Here is a 16,616-nt window from a genome sequence, read left to right as displayed (position 1 = left end):
CCGAACGCGCTGCGCTGTCAGTTCCTGATGTCCTCGGCGTCGACGCCGCCGTCACGCAGCCGCCGTACCAGCACCGAGTCCTCGCCGTGCTGGTCGAAGTCGGCCAGCAGCACCGCGACGGCCTCGCGCACGATCCGGCCACGGTCGACGATCAGGTCGTGCCCACCGCGCAGCGTCAGCCGCGCATGCTCCATCGCCAGCAGCTCGTCGCCGGACACGTAGACCGTGATCTTGGCGTCGTGCTTCTGCCTGCCCGAACCACGGCGGTCGGCGTTGGCCCGCGCGAGCTGCCGCTCGTTGTGCCCGTTGCCGTTCTCCACGGCGGCGCCGGTGCCATTGCCCGCCGGTGCCGCGTCCTCGACGGTCGTGGACGGCACCAGGACAGGGCTGCTGGTTCGGCGGAAGAGCTCTGACGCACCCGGCAGGGATGCTCGCCTGCTCACCGAGCAATCACCTCTCGCGCCAGCGCGCGATATGCCGCCGCGCCGGCTGACCGCGGTGCCCAGCGAGTGATCGGCTCGCCGGCCACGGTGGTCTCAGGGAATCGCACAGTGCGGTTGATCACCGTATCGAACACGGTGTCCCCGAATGCCTCGACCACGCGCGCCATGACCTCCTTCGAGTGCAGGGTTCTCGGATCGAACATGGTGGCGAGAATCCCGGTGATATCAAGTTTGGGGTTGAGCCGCTCGCGCACCTTGTCGATGGTGTCGATCAGCAACGCCACGCCACGCAGACTGAAGAACTCGCACTCCAGCGGGATGATCACGCCGTCAGCCGCGGTGAGCGCGTTGACGGTGAGCAGCCCGAGCGACGGCTGGCAGTCGACTAGAACATAGTCGTAGTGGTCGATCACCGGTCGCAGGACCCTCAGCAACGTGTGCTCACGCCCGACTTCGGCGACGAGCTGCACCTCGGCGGCGGAGAGGTCGATGTTGCTCGGCAGCAGGGCGACGTTCTCGACGGAGGTCTGCCGGATGACGCCCTCGATGTCCACCGAGCGTTCCATGATCACGTTGTAGACGGTCTGATCCAGCTCGTGCGGCTGCACCCCGAGACCAACGGACAGCGCGCCCTGGGGGTCGAAGTCGACGAGCAGCACCCTGCGGCCATACTCGGCGAGCGCGGCCCCGAGGTTGATGGTGGAGGTGGTCTTGCCGACGCCGCCCTTCTGGTTGCACATCGCGAGCACCTGGGCGGGTCCGTGCCGATTGACGAGTGGCGGCTCCGGGATCTCCCGGCGCGGGCGGCCGGTCGGGCCGAGCTTCACCTTGCCGTCGCTGCCGGCCTTCTCCTCCGCCGCGGTCACGTCGTACTCCCCACTATCGCCGCCGGTTTCGGTTGCGATGCTCACCCGGCTCAGGCTGTCTGGAACGCGCCGTGCCGGTCGCTGGAAAGTCGACATGTGGCGAAAGCTCCTCGTTCGGCCATGGACGGGCGCCAGCCTATTCGGGCACGTCAAGCGGCAGCAATGCGGCTCGCCGGGCGCGAACGAGTACTTTCGACCCCTCAGCCGACCGCCCGGGGATGGGCCGTCGCGTACATCTCACGCAGAGTGTGCATCGTTATCAAAGTGTAAACCTGGGTTGTCGTGACCGAGGCGTGCCCCAGTAGTTCCTGCACCACCCGGACGTCCGCACCACCCTCGATCAGGTGGGTGGCGAAGGAATGCCGCAACGTGTGGGGCGAGACGCTCGCGGTGAGACCCGCGCGCTCGGCGGTGTCCTTGAGGACCTGCCACGCGCTCTGCCGCGACAGCCGCCCGCCCCGCACGTTGAGGAACACCGCGGGCGTACCACGGCCGCGTGCCGCGAGGTCGGGGCGCGCCCGCACCAGGTAGGCATGCACCGCGTCGAGCGCGGGCCGCCCGATCGGCACCAGCCGCTGCCGCCCGCCCTTACCGTCGAGCAGCACCGTCCGCTCGGTGTTGCCGATGTCGTCCAGATCCAGACCGACCGCCTCGGAGATCCGGGCGCCGGTGGAGTACAGCAGTTCCAGCAACGCGCGGTCGCGCAGGGGCCGCACACCGTCGGCCGCCGGCATGTCCAGCAACCGGAGCACATCCTGCACGGGCAACGCCTTGGGCAGGCGCCTGGCCGGGGCGGGCGGCCGGACCTCACGGGCCGGATCGTTCTCGGTGATGCCGTCGGCGTGGGCGAAGCGGTGCAGACCCCGCACGGCCACCAGCGCCCGCGCCGCCGACGAGGAGGCCAGCGGCCGGTGCTCGGCATCGCCTTCACGCAGTGCCACCCCGAACGCGGTGATGTGCTCGGGCCCGATGGCGGTGAAGTCGCCGACCCACGCCCCCTGCAGGTGTGCGGTGTAGCGCCGCAAATCGCGCGCGTAGCTGTCGAGCGTGTTGGCCGCCGTACCGCGCTCGACCATCAGATGGTCGAGATAGGCCGCCACCACCTGGCCCACCGGCACACGCGCCGCGCTCTCCACGCCCGACACTGTAGACGCCGCTGGCCACACATTTGGGTACCGTTGAGCCATGGCGAGCGATCCTGATCCGGAGCGGCTGCGCATCGGCACCGGCGAGCGGGAGGAAGCCTGCCGGGTGCTCAGCGATCACTTCGCCGAGGGCCGGCTCACGGCGGCCGAGTACGAGGAACGGGTGTCCAGCGCGCTGGCGGCGCAGACCCGGGCCGATGTCCGCCCGCTGTTCGAGGATCTGCCCGGCCCGCGGCCCACCTACCTGCTACCGCCCATCGAGCCGCGCCCCCACGTGCTGCCTGCGGCACCCGAGACAGCGCTGGCCGCGCCTGCCGGCGAATGGTCCGACCGCTCGAAGGTGGTCGCCGGGGTACTGCAGCTCGTCGTGCCGTTCGGGGTGGGCCGGTTCTACACCGGACACACCGGCATGGCCGTGGCGCAGCTCCTGGTCACCCTCTTCACGTTCGGCGTCGGCGCGCTCTGGTCCTGGATCGACGGGATCCTGTTACTAGTCAACGGCGGCCAGGACCGCGACGGCCGCCCCCTACGCGACTAGCGACCCGGCCTAGCGGGCGCGCGAGGCGAACGTGGTGGGGCGGTCGCGCCATGGCGCGTCGGCAGGCCGTGGCGTCGTTGTGCCGGTGAGCACGGCGTGCGCGGCGAGCACCCCGGCGACGGTCGCGCCGTTGACGATCTCGCCGGCGAACACCATCCGCACCGCCTCGGCGAGCGGCACGGTCGCGATCACCAGGTCGGCCTCCTCGTCGCCATGCGCCTGCCTGTCCACCGCGGTGAGGTCGCGCGCGAGGTACACACGCACCACCTCGTCGGTGAATCCTGGCGAGGCCGCGACATCGACCAGCGTGTCCCAGCGCCGCGCGGTCAGCCCGGCCTCCTCGACGAGCTCCCGGCGCGCGGTGTCCACCGGGTCCTCGCCGTCCTTGTCGAGCAGCCCGGCAGGCAGCTCCCACAGCCGGTCCCGCAGGGGGTGCCGGTACTGGTGGATGAGTGTGACGCCACCGCCGTCACCGACAGCGCACACCGCGACCGCACCCAGGTGCTCGACCACCTCGCGCCGCGCGATGTGACCGCCCGGCATCACGATCTCGTCGATCCGCAGCCCGACGACGCGTCCGATGTGGATGTCCTCAGAGGACACCACGGTGAAGTCATGGGTACCGGGCTCGCTCACCGGGCGCCCACCGGAGTTTCCGGCAGCTCGACGGGAAGGCGCTCAGCCGTGCGGTACAACACGGCGGCGCGCACGAACGCGTCGAACAACGGGTGCGGGCGGGTCGGCCTGCTCTTGAGCTCCGGGTGCGCCTGCGTGCCGACGAAGAACGGGTGGGCGTCCTTGGGCAGCTCGACGAACTCCACCAGCCGGTCGTCCGGCGAGGTGCCGGAGAACACCAGCCCCGCCGCGGCGAGCCGCTTGCGGTAGGCGTTGTTGACCTCATAGCGATGCCGGTGCCGTTCGGACACCTCGCGCGTGCCGTACGCCTCGGCCACCCGCGAGCCGGGCAGCAGCTTCGCCGGGTAGGCCCCGAGCCGCATGGTGCCGCCCATGTCCCGGTCCCCTGCGACGACGTCCTTCTGGTCGGCCATCGTGGAGATCACCGGGTTCGGCGTGGTCTCGTCGAACTCGGCCGAGTTGGCGTCGGTGATGTCAGCGAGACCGCGAGCGGCCTCGATCACCATGCACTGCAGGCCGAGGCACAGGCCCAGCACGGGTATCTTGCGGGTACGCGCGTAGTTGATGGCGCCGATCTTGCCTTCGATCCCGCGCACCCCGAATCCACCTGGGATCAGCACACCGTCCACACCGGACAGTGCGGCCGCGGCTCCGGCCGGGGTGGTGGCCTCGTCCGAGGCTACCCAGACGATGTCGACCTTGGCGCGGTGGGCGAACCCGCCTGCGCGCAGCGCCTCGGTCACCGACAGGTACGCGTCGGGCAGGTCGATGTACTTGCCCACGAGGGCAATGCGCACCGTCTCGGTGGGGTTGTGCACCCGGTCCAGCAGATCGCCCCACACTGTCCAGTCGACGTCGCGGAAGGGCAGCCCGAGCCTGCGCACCACGTAGGCGTCGAGCGCCTCGCGGTGGAGCACCTTCGGGATGTCGTAGATCGACGGTGCGTCGGGGCAGGCGACAACGGCCTCGGTGTCGACATCGCACATCAGCCCGATCTTGCGCTTGAGCTCCTCCGGCAGCTCGCGGTCGGCCCGGCACACCAGCGCGTCGGGCTGGATACCGATGTTGCGCAGTGCGGCGACGGAGTGCTGCGTGGGCTTGGTCTTCAGCTCACCCGACGGCGCGAGATAGGGCACCAGCGACACGTGCAGGAAGAAGCAGTTGTCCCGGCCGACGTCATGGCGGACCTGCCGGCACGCCTCGAGGAAGGGCAGCGACTCGATGTCGCCGACGGTCCCGCCGACCTCGGTGATCACCACGTCGGGACGCAGCCCGGTGCCGTCGGACTCGGCGACGGCCATGATGCGGGACTTGATCTCGTCGGTGATGTGCGGGATGACCTGCACGGTGTCGCCGAGGTACTCGCCGCGCCGCTCCTTGGCGATCACCGAGGAGTACACCTGCCCGGTGGTGACGTTCGCCGAGCCGGAGAGGTCGCGGTCGAGGAACCGCTCGTAGTGACCGATGTCGAGGTCGGTCTCAGCGCCGTCGTCGGTGACGAAGACCTCGCCGTGCTGGAACGGGTTCATCGTGCCAGGGTCGACGTTGAGATAGGGGTCGAGCTTCTGCATCGTGACCCGGAGTCCACGAGCGGTGAGGAGCTGCCCCAGGCTGGACGCCGTGAGCCCCTTACCCAGAGAGGAGGCGACGCCTCCGGTGACAAAGACGTACTTGGTTGTCCGCGGCTGAAGTCCCACGGGCTTCCACCTTATCCCACCTGTCCGCGATCGCGCCGCACGCCTCTGCACGCCCGCGTGGCGGCGACTGTGCGACAGTGAGTGCCGTGCCCGAGCAGAACTCCTGGACAGCACCCGTCGCCACGGACAAGGTCGAGGCCGTGGTCCGGGTTCCGGGGTCCAAGTCGATCACCAATCGCGCGTACGTGCTGGCCGCGCTGTCGGCGGGGCCGACATTGGTGCGCGAACCGCTCGACTCCCGCGACGCCCGGCTCATGCTGGCCGCACTCGCGGAGTTCGGGGCGACGTCGGAACACACCGGCGACGGCGTTCTGGTGCGCCCGCTGACGCAGGGTTCCGGCGAGGTGACGGTCGCGCTCGGCAACGCAGGCACCGTCGCCCGCTTCACCCCGCCGCTGGCCGCGCTGGGCGGCCGCACGGTCCACTTCGACGGCGACCCGGCCATCCGCCGCCGCCCGCTCGCTCCCCTCCTCGGTGCGCTGCGCGACCTGGGTGCGGACATCGACGACGCCGGACGCGGCGCCCCGCCGTTCACCGTGCGTGGGCAGGGCGGCCTGCGCGGCGGCGCGGTGGAGCTGGACTCCTCGGCGTCGAGCCAGTTCCTCTCGGCGCTGTTGCTGGCCGCGCCCGCCTTCGCGACGGGCGTCACCGTGCGGCTCACCGGGACACCGCCGAGTGAGCCGCACATCGCGATGACGCTGGACATGCTGCGCCGCTTCGGCGCCGCGCCGCAGCGGCACGGGGACGAGTTCCACGTGCCGCACACCGCACTGGAGCTTGGCGAGTACACCGTCGAGCCGGACCTGTCGACGGCGGCGCCGTTCGTCGTCGCACCGCTGGTGACGGGCGGCACCGTGCGGATCGCAGGCTGGCCGCGGGAGACGACACAGCCCGGCGACTGGTTGCGCAGCCTCGTCCGCGAGCTCGGCGGCGGCGTGATGCTCGACGACGCCGGCCTCACGGTCACCGGTACCGGCCAGGTGCGCGCCGCCACGCTGGACCTGCACGAGGTCGGCGAGCTGACCCCGGTGATCGCGGCGCTGCTGTGTCTCGCGGACGGCCCCTCGGTGATCTCCGGTGTCGCGCACCTGCGCGGGCACGAGACCGACCGGCTGGCAGCACTGGCCACCGAGCTCACCGCACTCGGCGGTGACGTCACCGAGACCGAGGACGGTCTGCGGATCCGGCCCTCGCCCCTGGATGCCGGCACCTTCCACACCTACGACGACCACCGGCTCGTGATGGCCGGTGCCGTGCTGGGCCTGCGGGTGCCGGGCGTCGAGGTGGAGAACCCGGCGACCGTGGGCAAGACGTTCCCCGGTTTCGTCGCGGCCTGGCAGGAGATGCTGGCGAACGCGTAACTCATCGGTTACGCTTTTGCCGTGGAAGCCGCCGCGGCCATCGCCGACCCCGTGCGCAGGGAGATCCTGATCCTGCTGCGCGAGACCGGCCGCACGGCGGGCGAGATCGCGGCGCACTTCGACATCAGCCGCCCCGCCATCAGTCGTCACCTGCGGGTGCTGCGGGAGGCCGGCCTGGTTCGCGCCGAACCCAGTGGGCGGGAACGGTTCTACGTACTCGACCCGGCACCGCTGGCCGAGCTCGCCGGCTGGCTGGCCCAGTTCGACAGCTCCGGCGGCTGGGAGCAGCGGCTGGACGCACTCGAAACCGAGGTCTACCGCACCCGCCGGGAGCGGCGCGGGCAGGCACCGATCCGGCAACCGAGGAAGGACACTGCATGACCCCGAATCCCACAGGCAGGCTCCTCCGCACGTCCGGCGGCTACGACCTGGTGCTCACCCGCACGTTCCGCGCCCCCATCGAGGACGTGTGGGCGAGCGTCACCGAGTCCGAGCGCACGGCCCGCTGGTTCGGCCCGTGGAAGGGTGCGGCCGCACCGGGCAACACCATCCAGGTCCAGCAGGTGTTCGAGGAGGGCACGCCGTGGTCCGACATGCGCATCGACGCCTGCGAGCCCCCGCGGCGCCTGGCCCTGTCGACGACCGACGATGCCGGCGCCTGGCGGATCGAGCTGCAGTTGGCCGAACAGGACGGCACGACGGAACTGCGGTTCGTGCAACACCGCGAGTCGACCGAGGGCGTCGGCGAGATCGGCCCCGGCTGGGAGTACTACCTCGATCTGCTCGTCGCCGCACGCGAGGGAACGGCGCTGCCGGACTTCGACGACTACTACCCGGCTCAGAAGCCCTACTACGAGGCGCTGCCGCCGCAGGATTGAGAACCGGTGGGGTCGTCAGCCGCCCTGCTGGTTCACACCGGGCGCGGGGCCCTGGGCATTGCCGGCGACCCCGTACCGGCCCGCGTCGCCCTCGAGCTGTTCACGCAGCGCCAGGACCGTGACAATGCGGCCCGCCTCCGTGTCGACATTGTCCACAGTAGACAAGACGGAGGTGATCGAGGTGTCCGAGCGTGCGACACCGATCGCCCCGCTTCCCTCGGCCGACGACGGGGCACCGGCGAGCACCACACCGGCGCCGGAACGGTCGAACTGCGCGGCGAACCGCGCCAGGGTCGCGGCCCTGTCCCCCGCGCCATCACCGCTGGCCTTGCCGCCGGTCAGGACCACGGCGAGCTGGGCAGGCCGCACGTCCTGGCTCGGCTTCACGAAACCGCCATCGGCGAGGCCGGCGATCGCGGCGGTCAGCTCGGCCGACGACGACTGCGGCTGCGCGTCGTCCCTGTCCAACAGCAGCACGGATCCCAGCAGCGCACCTGCCAGCGTGCCAGGGTCTCCCGCGGTCGGGAACTGCGCACCGGCCGGTTGCAGCCGGGTCACCACCTCGCGCAGCTGGTCGGCTCTGGCCGGGTCGGCGAATGCCTCGGTCAGCTGGAGCTCACCGGTCACCGACGCGCCGGCCCTGCCGATCAGGTCCTTGAGCGTGTCCCGGTCGGCGGGCCGGGCGTCCTCGGTGGTGACGAGCACGACCGAGCGCCGGTCGAGCAGACCGGCCACCACCGTGTCGCCCACGGACCCGGCGAAGGCGTCCGCGTCGGACAACCGTGCCGACAGCGCGTTGCGCTCGGCCTCGAGGTCGGACACCTGCCGGGCCAGCTCGCCCCTCTCGTCGGACAGCCCGGACAGCAACGTCCCGTTCAGTGCCGTGGAGCCGAGTACGACACCGATCGCGAGCGCGAGGAAGGCCGCCGCGATGGAGACGATGTGGTACCTCAGAGAGATCACGTGAAGAGCCCCTTGACCCAGTCGACAAAGGAATTCCAGGCGTCCCGGATCCCGTCGAGGTAGACCTCGCCGACATCGGACACCAGCAGAGCCGCGGCCACAACGGCGAGCGCGGCGAGCACGAGCAGCACCACCGCACCGAGCGAGACGCGGCTGCGGTGCAGTGTGGCGACGGCCTTGCCGTCGACCAGCTTGGTCCCGAGCTTGAGCCGGGTGAGAAACGTGGAGGGGTTCGACCCGGAGCGGCCGTGGTCGAGGAACTCGCGCAGGGTGGCCTGGAAACCCACCGTGACGACCAGGCTCGCGTCATGCGCGTCGGCGAGCAGCAGGGCGAGGTCCTCGGCGTTGCCCGACGCGGGGAACGTCACCGCGCCGATGCCGAGGTCCTGGATGCGCTCGACGCCGGGAGCGTGCCCGTCCGGCTGCGCGGGCACGACCACCTCGGCACCCGCCTTCAGGGTGTCGGCCTGGACTCCGCTGGGGTCTCCGACGATCACATCGGGGGTGTAGCCCTGCGCCCGCAGGGTGTCGGCGGCGGCATCCACCCCGATGAGCACCGGGCGATGTTCGGCGATGTACTTCTTGAGCTTGCGCAGATCCTCGGCGTGCCCGTTGCCGGGAGCCACGACGAGGACGTGACGGTCACGCAGCGGGATCCGCAGCTCGGGCACGCCGACGCCGTCGAGGATGAGCGTGCGCTCGCGGCGCAGGAACTCGATGGTGTTGGCCGAGAACGCTTCGAGCTGCGTCGACATGCCGGCCTTGGCCTCGATCATCTGGTCGGCGATGGTCTCCGGGGTCTGCACGGTCCCCGAGGCGATCTTGTTCTCGCCGAGGTAGACGACTCCGTCGAGCACGCGCATCCGGCTGCCGTCCTTGACCCGCCGCAGCACCTCGTTGCCCACGTTGTCGATGAGCGGGATACCCGCGCCGACAAGGATTTCCGGACCGAGATTGGGAAACCTGCCCGAAATGGACGGTGCCGCGTTGACGACCGCGACGACCTCGGCCTGCACGAGCGCGTCGGCTGTCGACCGGTCCAGGTCGATCTGGTCGAGCACAGCGATGTCACCGGGCCCCACCCTGCGCAGCAACTCCCGGGTGCGCCGATCGACCCGGGCGATTCCGTTCACCCCGGGCAGCTCCTCCTTGGTTCGCGCGAGTAGGCCGGTGAGCTTCATGAGCCGATACTGACAAACGGGCGCGCGAAAAATCCCGCGCCACGCCGGAGGGGGCCGGGCGAATAGCGTCCGCTGTGCCGGGCTCCACAGCAGACGGTCACGATTGCTTGCGGTTCCCCGACTTTTTCTTGCTACCGCGACGAGATGTCACCTTTTCGGGTGCTTTCTTGAATTCTTCGGCGGCGCCCAGTAGCTCCTCGGCATGCGCGCGGCCTGTTTCGGTGCCGTCGAGCCCGGCGAGCATCCTGGCCAGCTCCGCCACCCGCTCGGACTGGGCGAGCACGGTCACACCACTGCGGGTGATCCCGGCGGACGTGCCCTTGTCGACGACCAGATGGCGGTCGGCGAATGCGGCCACCTGCGGCAGGTGGGTCACGACCAGCACCTGGTGGCTGCGCGCGAGCGTGGCGAGCCGCTTGCCGATCTCCACCGCCGCCCGGCCACCCACTCCGGCGTCGACCTCGTCGAACACCAGCGTCTGCACGGTGTCGGCGTGCGCGAGCACGACCTCGATGGCGAGCATGACCCGGGAGAGCTCACCACCGGAGGCGGCCTTGTGCACCGGCAGCGGCTGCGCGCCAGGGTGCGCTTTCAGCAGCAACTCCACCTCGTCGACGCCGTCGGCGCCTGCGTGCACGAGTGTGCCGTCGACCCGCAGCGCATGCGGATCGCCCTGCTCCGCCGGACGGCTGCCGACGGTGAGCTCGATCTGGGCCTGTCCCATGGCGAGCCCCGCGAGCTCGGCGGTGATCTCCCCGGCCAGGGTGGTGGCCGCCGCGGACCGTGCGGCCGACACGCCTGCGGCGTGCCCGGCCAGTTCCGCGGCCAGCTCGTCGCGGCGCGCGGCGAGCTCGGCCAGTGCCTCGTCGGAGGTGTCCATGGTGGCCAGCCGCTCGCGCGCGTCCTCGGCCCACGCGAGCACACCATCGACGTCCGCGGCGTACTTGCGGGTGAGCTTCTTCAGCTCGGCCTGCCGCGCGAGGATCTGTTCGAGACGTTCCGGGTCGGCGTCGAGCGTCTCCAGATACCCGGCGAGCTCGGTACCGACGTCACCGAGCAGCACCTCGGCCTCGGCCAGCCGCGGTGCGAGCTCCCGCAGTGCGCCGTCCTCGGCGCCGGAAAGCCGCCTGCGCGCCTCCGCGATCAGGCCGAGCGCACCCGGCTGGTCGGGATCGCCCTCGGCGGACCCGGTGACGGCCGCGCTCGCGACGCTGGCCGCGGAACGCAGTTCGTCGACCGCGGCGAGCCGTTTGATCTGTTCGGTGAGCTCGGCGTCCTCGCCGGGCTCCGGTGCGACGGCCTCGATCTCGGTGAGCCCGTGCCGCATGAGGTCGGCCTGCTGCGCCAGTTCGCGGGAACGGCTGGAGCGTTCCGCCAGCTCGGTGGCCACGGCAAGCCACTCCTGCCGCACGCGGCGGTATTCGGTGAGCGGCGCCGCGACCGCCGCACCGGCGAACCGGTCGAGCACGGCCCGCTGCTCGGCGGGCCGCAACAGGCGCAGCTGATCGTTCTGCCCGTGCACGGCCAGCAGTTGTTCGGACAACTCGGCCAGGACACCGACGGGCACCGAGCGCCCTCCGAGGTGGGCACGCGAGCGCCCGTCCGCGCTCACCGAGCGCAGGGCGATGACGCTGCCGTCCTCGTCGATGTCGGCTCCGGCGTCGGTGACGATCCGGATGGCCTGCTCACCGGTGACGCTGTCGAAACGCCCCTCGACGGTCGCCTTCGCGGTGCCGGTCCGGACCTTGGACGCCTCCGACCGGCCACCCGACAGCAGGTGCAGACCGGTGACGACCATGGTTTTGCCCGCGCCGGTCTCCCCGGTGACCACGGTGAATCCCGGGTGCAGTTCGAGCAGGGCGTCGTCGATGACCCCGAGGCCCTGAATGCGCATCTCGGCCAGCACGCCACCACCGTAGCGGCACCCGCCGACACTCTGCGGGCGCCTCGCGTCAGGAAGGTTCGGCGCGCCGGGTACCACGCCGGTCGTGGCGTTCCCGCCAGCTCTTCACCGGCAGGGAGAACTTGTGGACGAGGCGGTCGGTGAACGGCCCGTCCGACAGGCGGGCCAGCCTGACCGGGATCCGCCCGGCGACAACGGTGACCCGCGCGCCGGGGACGAGTTCGATGTGCCGCAACCCGTCGCAGGTCAGCACCGCGGGCGAGCCATCCGGATCGACCTGCACGGTGATCACCGAGTTCCGCGACACCACCAGCGGCCGGGAGAACATCGCGTGCGCGTTGCTCGGCACGACCAGCAGCGCCTCGACCTCCGGCCACACCACGGGCCCGCCTGCGGAGAAGGCGTACGCCGTCGAGCCGGTCGGCGTCGAGCACAGCACCCCGTCGCAGCCGAACGACGACACCGGCCTGCCGTCGACCTCGATCAGCGCGTCGAGGATCCGCTCGCGAGAGGACTTCTCGACGCTCGCCTCGTTCAACGCCCACGTCTCGGCGATGACTCTGTCGCCGAGAGTCACGGTGACGTCGACGGTCATCCGCTCCTCGATGCGGTAGCGGCCCTGCACGACCCGTTCGACGGTCTCCGCGAGCGCGTCGGAGTCGGCCTCGGTGAGGAAGCCGACCCTGCCCAGGTTCACGCCGAGCACCGGCACGCCCGCGGGCCTGGCCAGCTCGGCGGCCCGCAACAGGGTGCCGTCGCCACCGAGGACGAGCAGGAGCTCCGCGCCCTTGGCCGGATCCGACTCGGGTGCCACGATCGTGCAAGGCATGTCGTCGTTCGGTGCGATGAGCTCGCGGACCTCACCGTCGATGACGCGCAGCCAGATGCCGGCCGCGGCCAGCCGGGCGGCGACCGCTCTGGCGGCACCCCGGGTGGCGTCCCGGTCCGGATGAACCACGAGGAGCACTTCTCGCGTGTCGCAGGGTTCGGTCACGACGGCCCTTCCTGGACGGCGGTGCGCACCAGTTCCTCGACGTCGACATCAGCGGTGCCGGCGGTGGTGTCCCGCCGGAGCCACGCGAAGTACTCGACGTTGCCCGATGGCCCTGGCAGGGGGCTCGCCACCACACCCGACGTGTGCAGCCCGAGCGTGGCGGCCTCGGCGAGCACGTCGAGGACGGCCTGCGCCCGCAGCTCGGGATCGCGAACGACCCCGCCGCTGCCAAGGCGTTCTTTGCCGACCTCGAACTGCGGTTTGACCATCGGCAGCAGATCGGCCCCCTCGGCCGCGCAGGCGGCCAGTGCGGGCAGTACGAGCCGCAGCGAAATGAACGACAGGTCCGCCACCACGAGGTCGACCTGCCCGCCGATCTGGTCTGGCGTCAGGTTGCGAACGTTGGTCTTGTCGAGCACGACCACCCGGTCGTCGGTCTGCAGCCGCCAGTCGAGCAGCCCGCGCCCCACGTCGGCGGCGACCACCGTGCTCGCGCCTTCCCGGAGGAGGACGTCGGTGAAGCCCCCGGTGGAGGCACCCGCATCGAGACAACGCTTGCCACGGACGGACAAACCGCGTCGGCCGAACTCCTGCAGCGCCCCGAGCAGCTTGTGCGCTCCACGCGAGGCCCAGCCCGGGTCGTCGCCGGTGCGCACCACGATCGCGACATCCGATTCGACCCCGCTGGCGGGTTTGCTGGCCACCATCCCGCGCACGGTTACCTTGCCCTCGCTGATGAGCGAGCTGGCGTGGTCCCTTGACCGCGCCAGTCCGCGGCGCACGAGTTCGGCATCCAGGCGCGCCCTGCGCGGCATCGCTAGACCTTGTCGATGCTGGACAGCGCGACGGCCAGCTCGGTGTGCACCGCGTCGAACCGTTCGACGTGCTCGGCCGGTGGCAGGTCGTCGAGTGCGTCGAGTCCGACGATCGCCTCGTCGATCCCTGCGCGCGGGTCGGTGACCTGCGACGAAGGGCCGGGCAGGCCAGGCGGTGGCCCAGGAACCGGCCGCGGTGCGGAGTTCATGTGTTCGTGCACCCCACAACGCTATCCGATCTGTCCGGGTGGCGTGACTGTCAGCTCAGGCCGAGCTCCGCGAGCGCACCGGCGGTCGGCTCGTCCGCTGCCCGCACGGCTGTCACGCCGTGCCGCCACGCGGCGTCGCAGAGGGCCCGGAGCAGCTCGATCCCGTCGCGTCCCCCGTCACTCGCAGCGATCAGGCCCGTCCCGGCCGGCTCGACCCGCCAGCCCGGCCGTGGCCCGATCTCGAGCTCGTCGGCCTTACCGGTGAGCATGCTGAGGTCCGCGGCGACGTACCGCGGTCGTTCGGCCGGCACGGCGTGGAGCAGGTCCGCGGGGGTCGAGACCCCGGTCAGCACCAGCAGTGCGTCCATGCCTGCGGCCACGGCTCCGGCGATGTCGGTGTCGAGGCGGTCGCCCACGACCAGCGGGCTCCGCGCCTGCGCCGACGCGGCGGCGGCACGGAAAAGCGGGGGCTGCGGTTTGCCCGCGACGATCGGTTCGCGGTCGGTCGCCGCGCGCAGCGCCGCGACCATCGCGCCGTTGCCCGGCAGCAGCCCCCGTTCGGTCGGGAGGGTGACGTCGTTGTTGCACGCCACCCATATCGCGCCGGAGCGGATGGCGATACAGGCCTCGGCGAGATCCGCCCATCCGGTCTTCGGGGAGTGCCCCTGAACGACCGCGACCACCTCGTCGCCGATCTTGCGGACCGAGCGCAGCCCGGCACCGTCCACCTCGGCCGCCAGCGAGCCGGTGCCGACGACGAGGACGTTCGCCCCAGCAGACAGCCGTTCCCGCAGCACGTGCGCCGCCGCCTGTGCGCTCGTGCTGACCTCCGCCGGCGCGGCGGGCACGCCGACCGTGCGCAGGTGCTCGGCGACGGCATCGGGAGCCTTGGACGCGTTGTTGGTGACGAACCGGACGGGCGTGCTGCGCTCCCTGGCGCGGCCGATCGCCTCGGCGGCGCCGGGGATGGGCCGTGCGCCGTGGTAGACGGTGCCGTCGAGGTCGAACAGGAGGGCGTCGTGCCGGTCCAGCAGCGCGGCGTCACTCACCGGCCAGCTCCGCCGCTCGCTCGGCCGCGTCCGTCTCCTCCTCGGTGTCGGCCTCTGTGGCGTGCAGGAACCAGCGCACTGCCTCGTCCTTGCGGTCGGCGGCCGCGAGGTTGTCGGCGTAGGCGTAGAACAGTCGCGCGCTCCACGGCTCGCGGCGTTTCGGGTCCAGGTCGTCACTCTGCAGCGCCACGACGGCCGCGTCCAGCTGACCGAGGTCGCGCCGGGCTCCTGCCGCCACGATCCGCAGCTCCACGGCGACATCCTTCGGCAGGCTCGCCATGTCGGTTTCCTTGGCGATGTCCAGTGCCCGCTCCGGACGGCCCACAGCGCGTTCCGCATCGGCGATGACGGCCACGTGAGCATCGGTGCGGGTCATCCGGCGAACCGCGCGCAGTTCCGTCAGCGCCTCGGACCACTTGCCGGCGTGGTACGCGACGAGCCCCACTGCCTCGCGGATGATCGGAATCCGGGATGCCATCGATTTCGCATACTTCGCGTGGGCGAGCGCTGCTTCCGGGTCTTCGTCGATGAGCATGCCGGCCGCCACGAGGTGCCTGCCGATCCGCTCGGCGAGGTCCTTCGGCAGTGACCGCAGCTCACGGCGCGCGTCGGCGTCGAGGTCGTCGAACTGGATGTCCTCTGGCAGTTCGGGTGCTTCCAGCAGTTCCCGCGCGACGGCTTCGTCGCTGCGGTCCGGCCGCGGCTTGTGCCGCGGCTTGTCGTCCCCGGGGCGGTCGTAGCTGCGCGAGCGGCCCTCGCCGGAGGGACGGTCACGCTGCGGGCGATCGTCCTGCCGGGGCCGGTCATCGCGCGATTGCCGATCGTGCCGCGGACGGTCGTCACGCCGGGGGCGATCGTGACCACGGGAGCGGTCCTCGCCCGAGGAACGGTCGTACCGTGGACGATCGTCACGCTGCGGCTTGTCGTCGCGCCGAGGGCGGTCATAACGCGGGCGGTCATCCCGCTTGGAACGGTCATCGCGCTGGCCGCGGTCGTCTCGGCGGGGCCGGTCGTCACGCCAGGAATGATCGTGCCGCGGGCGGTCGTCCCGCCGGCCACCGCCAGCACGGTGGGGCCGACCCTCATCGCGGGCACGGTCGTCGCGCCTAGGCCGGTCATAACCGCTGGAGCGGCCCTCACCGGAGGAACGGTCGTAACGCGGGCGATCGTCCCGCCGGGGGCGGTCCTGACCGTGGGAGCGGCCCTCGCCCGAGGAGCGGTCGTAACGCGGCCGGTCATCGCGTCGTGAGCGGTCGTCGCGCCCGGGCCGGTCATAACCGCGGGAACGGCTTTCCCCGGAGGAACGCGGGCGATCGTCCCGTCCGGAGCGGTCATCGCGCCATGGCCGATCCTGGCCCCGCGAGCGGTCGTCGCGCGAGGGGCGGTCGTAACGTGGCCGGTCATCGCGTCGCGGCCGGTCATCATGCTGGCCGCGGTCGTCTCGGCGCGGCCGGTCGTCCCGCCAGCCACCCCCGGGACGGTCGGACCCACCCTCATCCCGGCGCGGCCGGTCGTCGCGGCGCTCGAACGGCCTGCCATCACGACCCGTCTTCTTCCCGCCCCACGAACGATCGTCCCGGGACGCGCCGCGGCCGCCGGACGAACCGGTACGCCTGTCGTCGAACCGGCCACTGCCCCGCTTACCGCTCGGGTCACGGCCGTGGCTGCCGGCCCCGCTCTTACCGGAGTTCCGGTGTTGCGGTCGAGCGGACTCGCCGTTCTTACCGGAGTCCCGCCGACCGAACTCGGACACGTGTCCTCCCACTGTGCTGCTGTTATTGATGTAGACATGACGAAGGCCCGTTAGAGCCGGTCAACAGACCAACTCTAACGGGCCTCCCCGAAGTTTTGTTCGGCGGTGTCCTACTCTCCCACACCCCCACGGGTGCAGTACCATCGGCGCTGGCAGGCTTAGCTTCCGGGTTCGGAATGGGACCG

17 protein-coding genes and 1 rRNA gene are annotated in these 16,616 nt (G+C 71.2%); 4 read left to right on the top strand and 14 right to left on the bottom strand.

Annotation, left to right across the window (positions count from 1 at the left end; all coding sequences use genetic code 11):
- Positions 1–17: 17 nt before the first annotated feature.
- The 3 genes from ABZ863_RS17400 to xerD all read right to left on the bottom strand — a co-directional run bounded on the left by ABZ863_RS17400 (position 18) and on the right by xerD (position 2,412).
- The gene (locus ABZ863_RS17400; protein WP_358536412.1) at positions 18–443 is read right to left on the bottom strand and encodes a cobyrinic acid a,c-diamide synthase; all 426 of its coding nucleotides are present in this window, start codon (positions 441–443) and stop codon (positions 18–20) included.
- Complete coding sequence (locus ABZ863_RS17395) at positions 440–1,405, bottom strand: AAA family ATPase (RefSeq protein ID WP_358536409.1); 966 nt, start codon at positions 1,403–1,405, stop codon at positions 440–442. The genes ABZ863_RS17400 and ABZ863_RS17395 overlap by 4 nt, the downstream gene beginning before the upstream one ends.
- Positions 1,406–1,509: 104 nt before the next feature.
- Positions 1,510–2,412, bottom strand: a complete 903-nt coding sequence (xerD, locus tag ABZ863_RS17390) for a site-specific tyrosine recombinase XerD (protein ID WP_358536775.1) — start codon at positions 2,410–2,412, stop codon at positions 1,510–1,512.
- A gap of 82 nt (positions 2,413–2,494) precedes the next feature.
- Here xerD and ABZ863_RS17385 point away from each other — a divergent pair, with 82 nt between their 5' ends.
- Positions 2,495–2,992, top strand: a complete 498-nt coding sequence (locus ABZ863_RS17385; RefSeq protein ID WP_358536406.1) for a DUF1707 domain-containing protein — start codon at positions 2,495–2,497, stop codon at positions 2,990–2,992.
- 9 nt (positions 2,993–3,001) lie between these two features.
- Here the strand turns inward: ABZ863_RS17385 and ABZ863_RS17380 are convergent, their stop codons facing one another.
- Together ABZ863_RS17380 and ABZ863_RS17375 are read right to left on the bottom strand one after the other, a co-directional pair.
- Entirely contained in the window at positions 3,002–3,628 is a 627-nt protein-coding gene (locus tag ABZ863_RS17380; RefSeq protein ID WP_358536404.1) for an NUDIX hydrolase, read from the bottom strand.
- Complete coding sequence (locus ABZ863_RS17375; protein ID WP_358536401.1) at positions 3,625–5,325, bottom strand: CTP synthase; 1,701 nt, start codon at positions 5,323–5,325, stop codon at positions 3,625–3,627. Before ABZ863_RS17375 ends, ABZ863_RS17380 begins: the two co-directional genes overlap by 4 nt.
- An 86-nt stretch (positions 5,326–5,411) precedes the next feature.
- On the opposite strand from ABZ863_RS17375, the gene aroA reads away from it, so the two are divergent.
- From aroA to ABZ863_RS17360, 3 genes are read left to right on the top strand one after another with little or no spacing between them, the layout of a single operon-like run.
- Positions 5,412–6,686 carry a 3-phosphoshikimate 1-carboxyvinyltransferase gene (gene aroA, locus ABZ863_RS17370; RefSeq protein ID WP_358536398.1) on the top strand — a complete coding sequence of 425 codons (1,275 nt, stop codon included), beginning with the start codon at positions 5,412–5,414 and terminating at the stop codon, positions 6,684–6,686.
- 21 nt (positions 6,687–6,707) lie between these two features.
- Complete coding sequence (locus ABZ863_RS17365) at positions 6,708–7,067, top strand: metalloregulator ArsR/SmtB family transcription factor (protein ID WP_358536395.1); 360 nt, start codon at positions 6,708–6,710, stop codon at positions 7,065–7,067.
- Positions 7,064–7,564 (top strand): SRPBCC family protein, encoded by a 501-nt coding sequence (locus tag ABZ863_RS17360; protein WP_358536392.1) that lies wholly within the window; start codon positions 7,064–7,066, stop codon positions 7,562–7,564. Before ABZ863_RS17365 ends, ABZ863_RS17360 begins: the two co-directional genes overlap by 4 nt.
- A 15-nt stretch (positions 7,565–7,579) precedes the next feature.
- On the opposite strand, the gene ABZ863_RS17355 is transcribed toward ABZ863_RS17360, so the two are convergent.
- The 9 genes from ABZ863_RS17355 to rrf all read right to left on the bottom strand — a co-directional run.
- Positions 7,580–8,527 (bottom strand): copper transporter, encoded by a 948-nt coding sequence (locus ABZ863_RS17355; protein ID WP_358536388.1) that lies wholly within the window; start codon positions 8,525–8,527, stop codon positions 7,580–7,582.
- Positions 8,524–9,708: a putative cytokinetic ring protein SteA gene (gene steA, locus ABZ863_RS17350; protein WP_358536385.1), complete on the bottom strand. Its 1,185-nt coding sequence runs from the start codon at positions 9,706–9,708 to the stop codon at positions 8,524–8,526. Before steA ends, ABZ863_RS17355 begins: the two co-directional genes overlap by 4 nt.
- A 97-nt stretch (positions 9,709–9,805) precedes the next feature.
- Complete coding sequence (recN, locus tag ABZ863_RS17345) at positions 9,806–11,614, bottom strand: DNA repair protein RecN (RefSeq protein WP_358536382.1); 1,809 nt, start codon at positions 11,612–11,614, stop codon at positions 9,806–9,808.
- 46 nt (positions 11,615–11,660) lie between these two features.
- Complete coding sequence (locus tag ABZ863_RS17340) at positions 11,661–12,605, bottom strand: NAD kinase (RefSeq protein WP_358536379.1); 945 nt, start codon at positions 12,603–12,605, stop codon at positions 11,661–11,663.
- Positions 12,602–13,420 (bottom strand): TlyA family RNA methyltransferase, encoded by an 819-nt coding sequence (locus tag ABZ863_RS17335; protein ID WP_358536376.1) that lies wholly within the window; start codon positions 13,418–13,420, stop codon positions 12,602–12,604. The genes ABZ863_RS17340 and ABZ863_RS17335 overlap by 4 nt, the downstream gene beginning before the upstream one ends.
- A gap of 2 nt (positions 13,421–13,422) precedes the next feature.
- Complete coding sequence (locus ABZ863_RS17330) at positions 13,423–13,629, bottom strand: hypothetical protein (protein ID WP_358536373.1); 207 nt, start codon at positions 13,627–13,629, stop codon at positions 13,423–13,425.
- Between the two features lie 50 nt (positions 13,630–13,679).
- A complete protein-coding gene (locus ABZ863_RS17325; RefSeq protein WP_358536371.1) occupies positions 13,680–14,678 on the bottom strand; it encodes an HAD-IIA family hydrolase in 999 nt (332 codons plus the stop codon).
- On the bottom strand, positions 14,671–16,431 hold the full coding sequence (locus tag ABZ863_RS17320) for a hypothetical protein (RefSeq protein ID WP_358536367.1): 1,761 nt from the start codon (positions 16,429–16,431) through the stop codon (positions 14,671–14,673). Before ABZ863_RS17320 ends, ABZ863_RS17325 begins: the two co-directional genes overlap by 8 nt.
- Positions 16,432–16,528: 97 nt before the next feature.
- Positions 16,529–16,616 (bottom strand): 5S ribosomal RNA (rrf, locus tag ABZ863_RS17315); the annotation flags it as partial.

The sequence above is a fragment of the Saccharomonospora sp. NPDC046836 genome, assembly GCF_040645195.1.
Taxonomy (GTDB): Bacteria; Actinomycetota; Actinomycetes; order Mycobacteriales; family Pseudonocardiaceae; genus Prauserella_A.
Note: the sequence above shows the minus strand (reverse complement) of the source record. Positions and strands in the feature narration are given on the sequence as shown.

Excerpts from the sequence above, each read along its gene's own strand:
- ABZ863_RS17335 (WP_358536376.1), bottom strand. The coding sequence starts at position 13,420 with ATGCCGCGCAGGGCGCGCCTGGATGCCGAACTCGTGCGCCGCGGACTG.
- steA (WP_358536385.1), bottom strand. The coding sequence starts at position 9,708 with ATGAAGCTCACCGGCCTACTCGCGCGAACCAAGGAGGAGCTGCCCGGG.
- ABZ863_RS17395 (WP_358536409.1), bottom strand. The coding sequence starts at position 1,405 with ATGTCGACTTTCCAGCGACCGGCACGGCGCGTTCCAGACAGCCTGAGC.
- ABZ863_RS17330 (WP_358536373.1), bottom strand. The coding sequence starts at position 13,629 with ATGAACTCCGCACCGCGGCCGGTTCCTGGGCCACCGCCTGGCCTGCCC.
- ABZ863_RS17360 (WP_358536392.1), top strand. The coding sequence starts at position 7,064 with ATGACCCCGAATCCCACAGGCAGGCTCCTCCGCACGTCCGGCGGCTAC.
- ABZ863_RS17385 (WP_358536406.1), top strand. The coding sequence starts at position 2,495 with ATGGCGAGCGATCCTGATCCGGAGCGGCTGCGCATCGGCACCGGCGAG.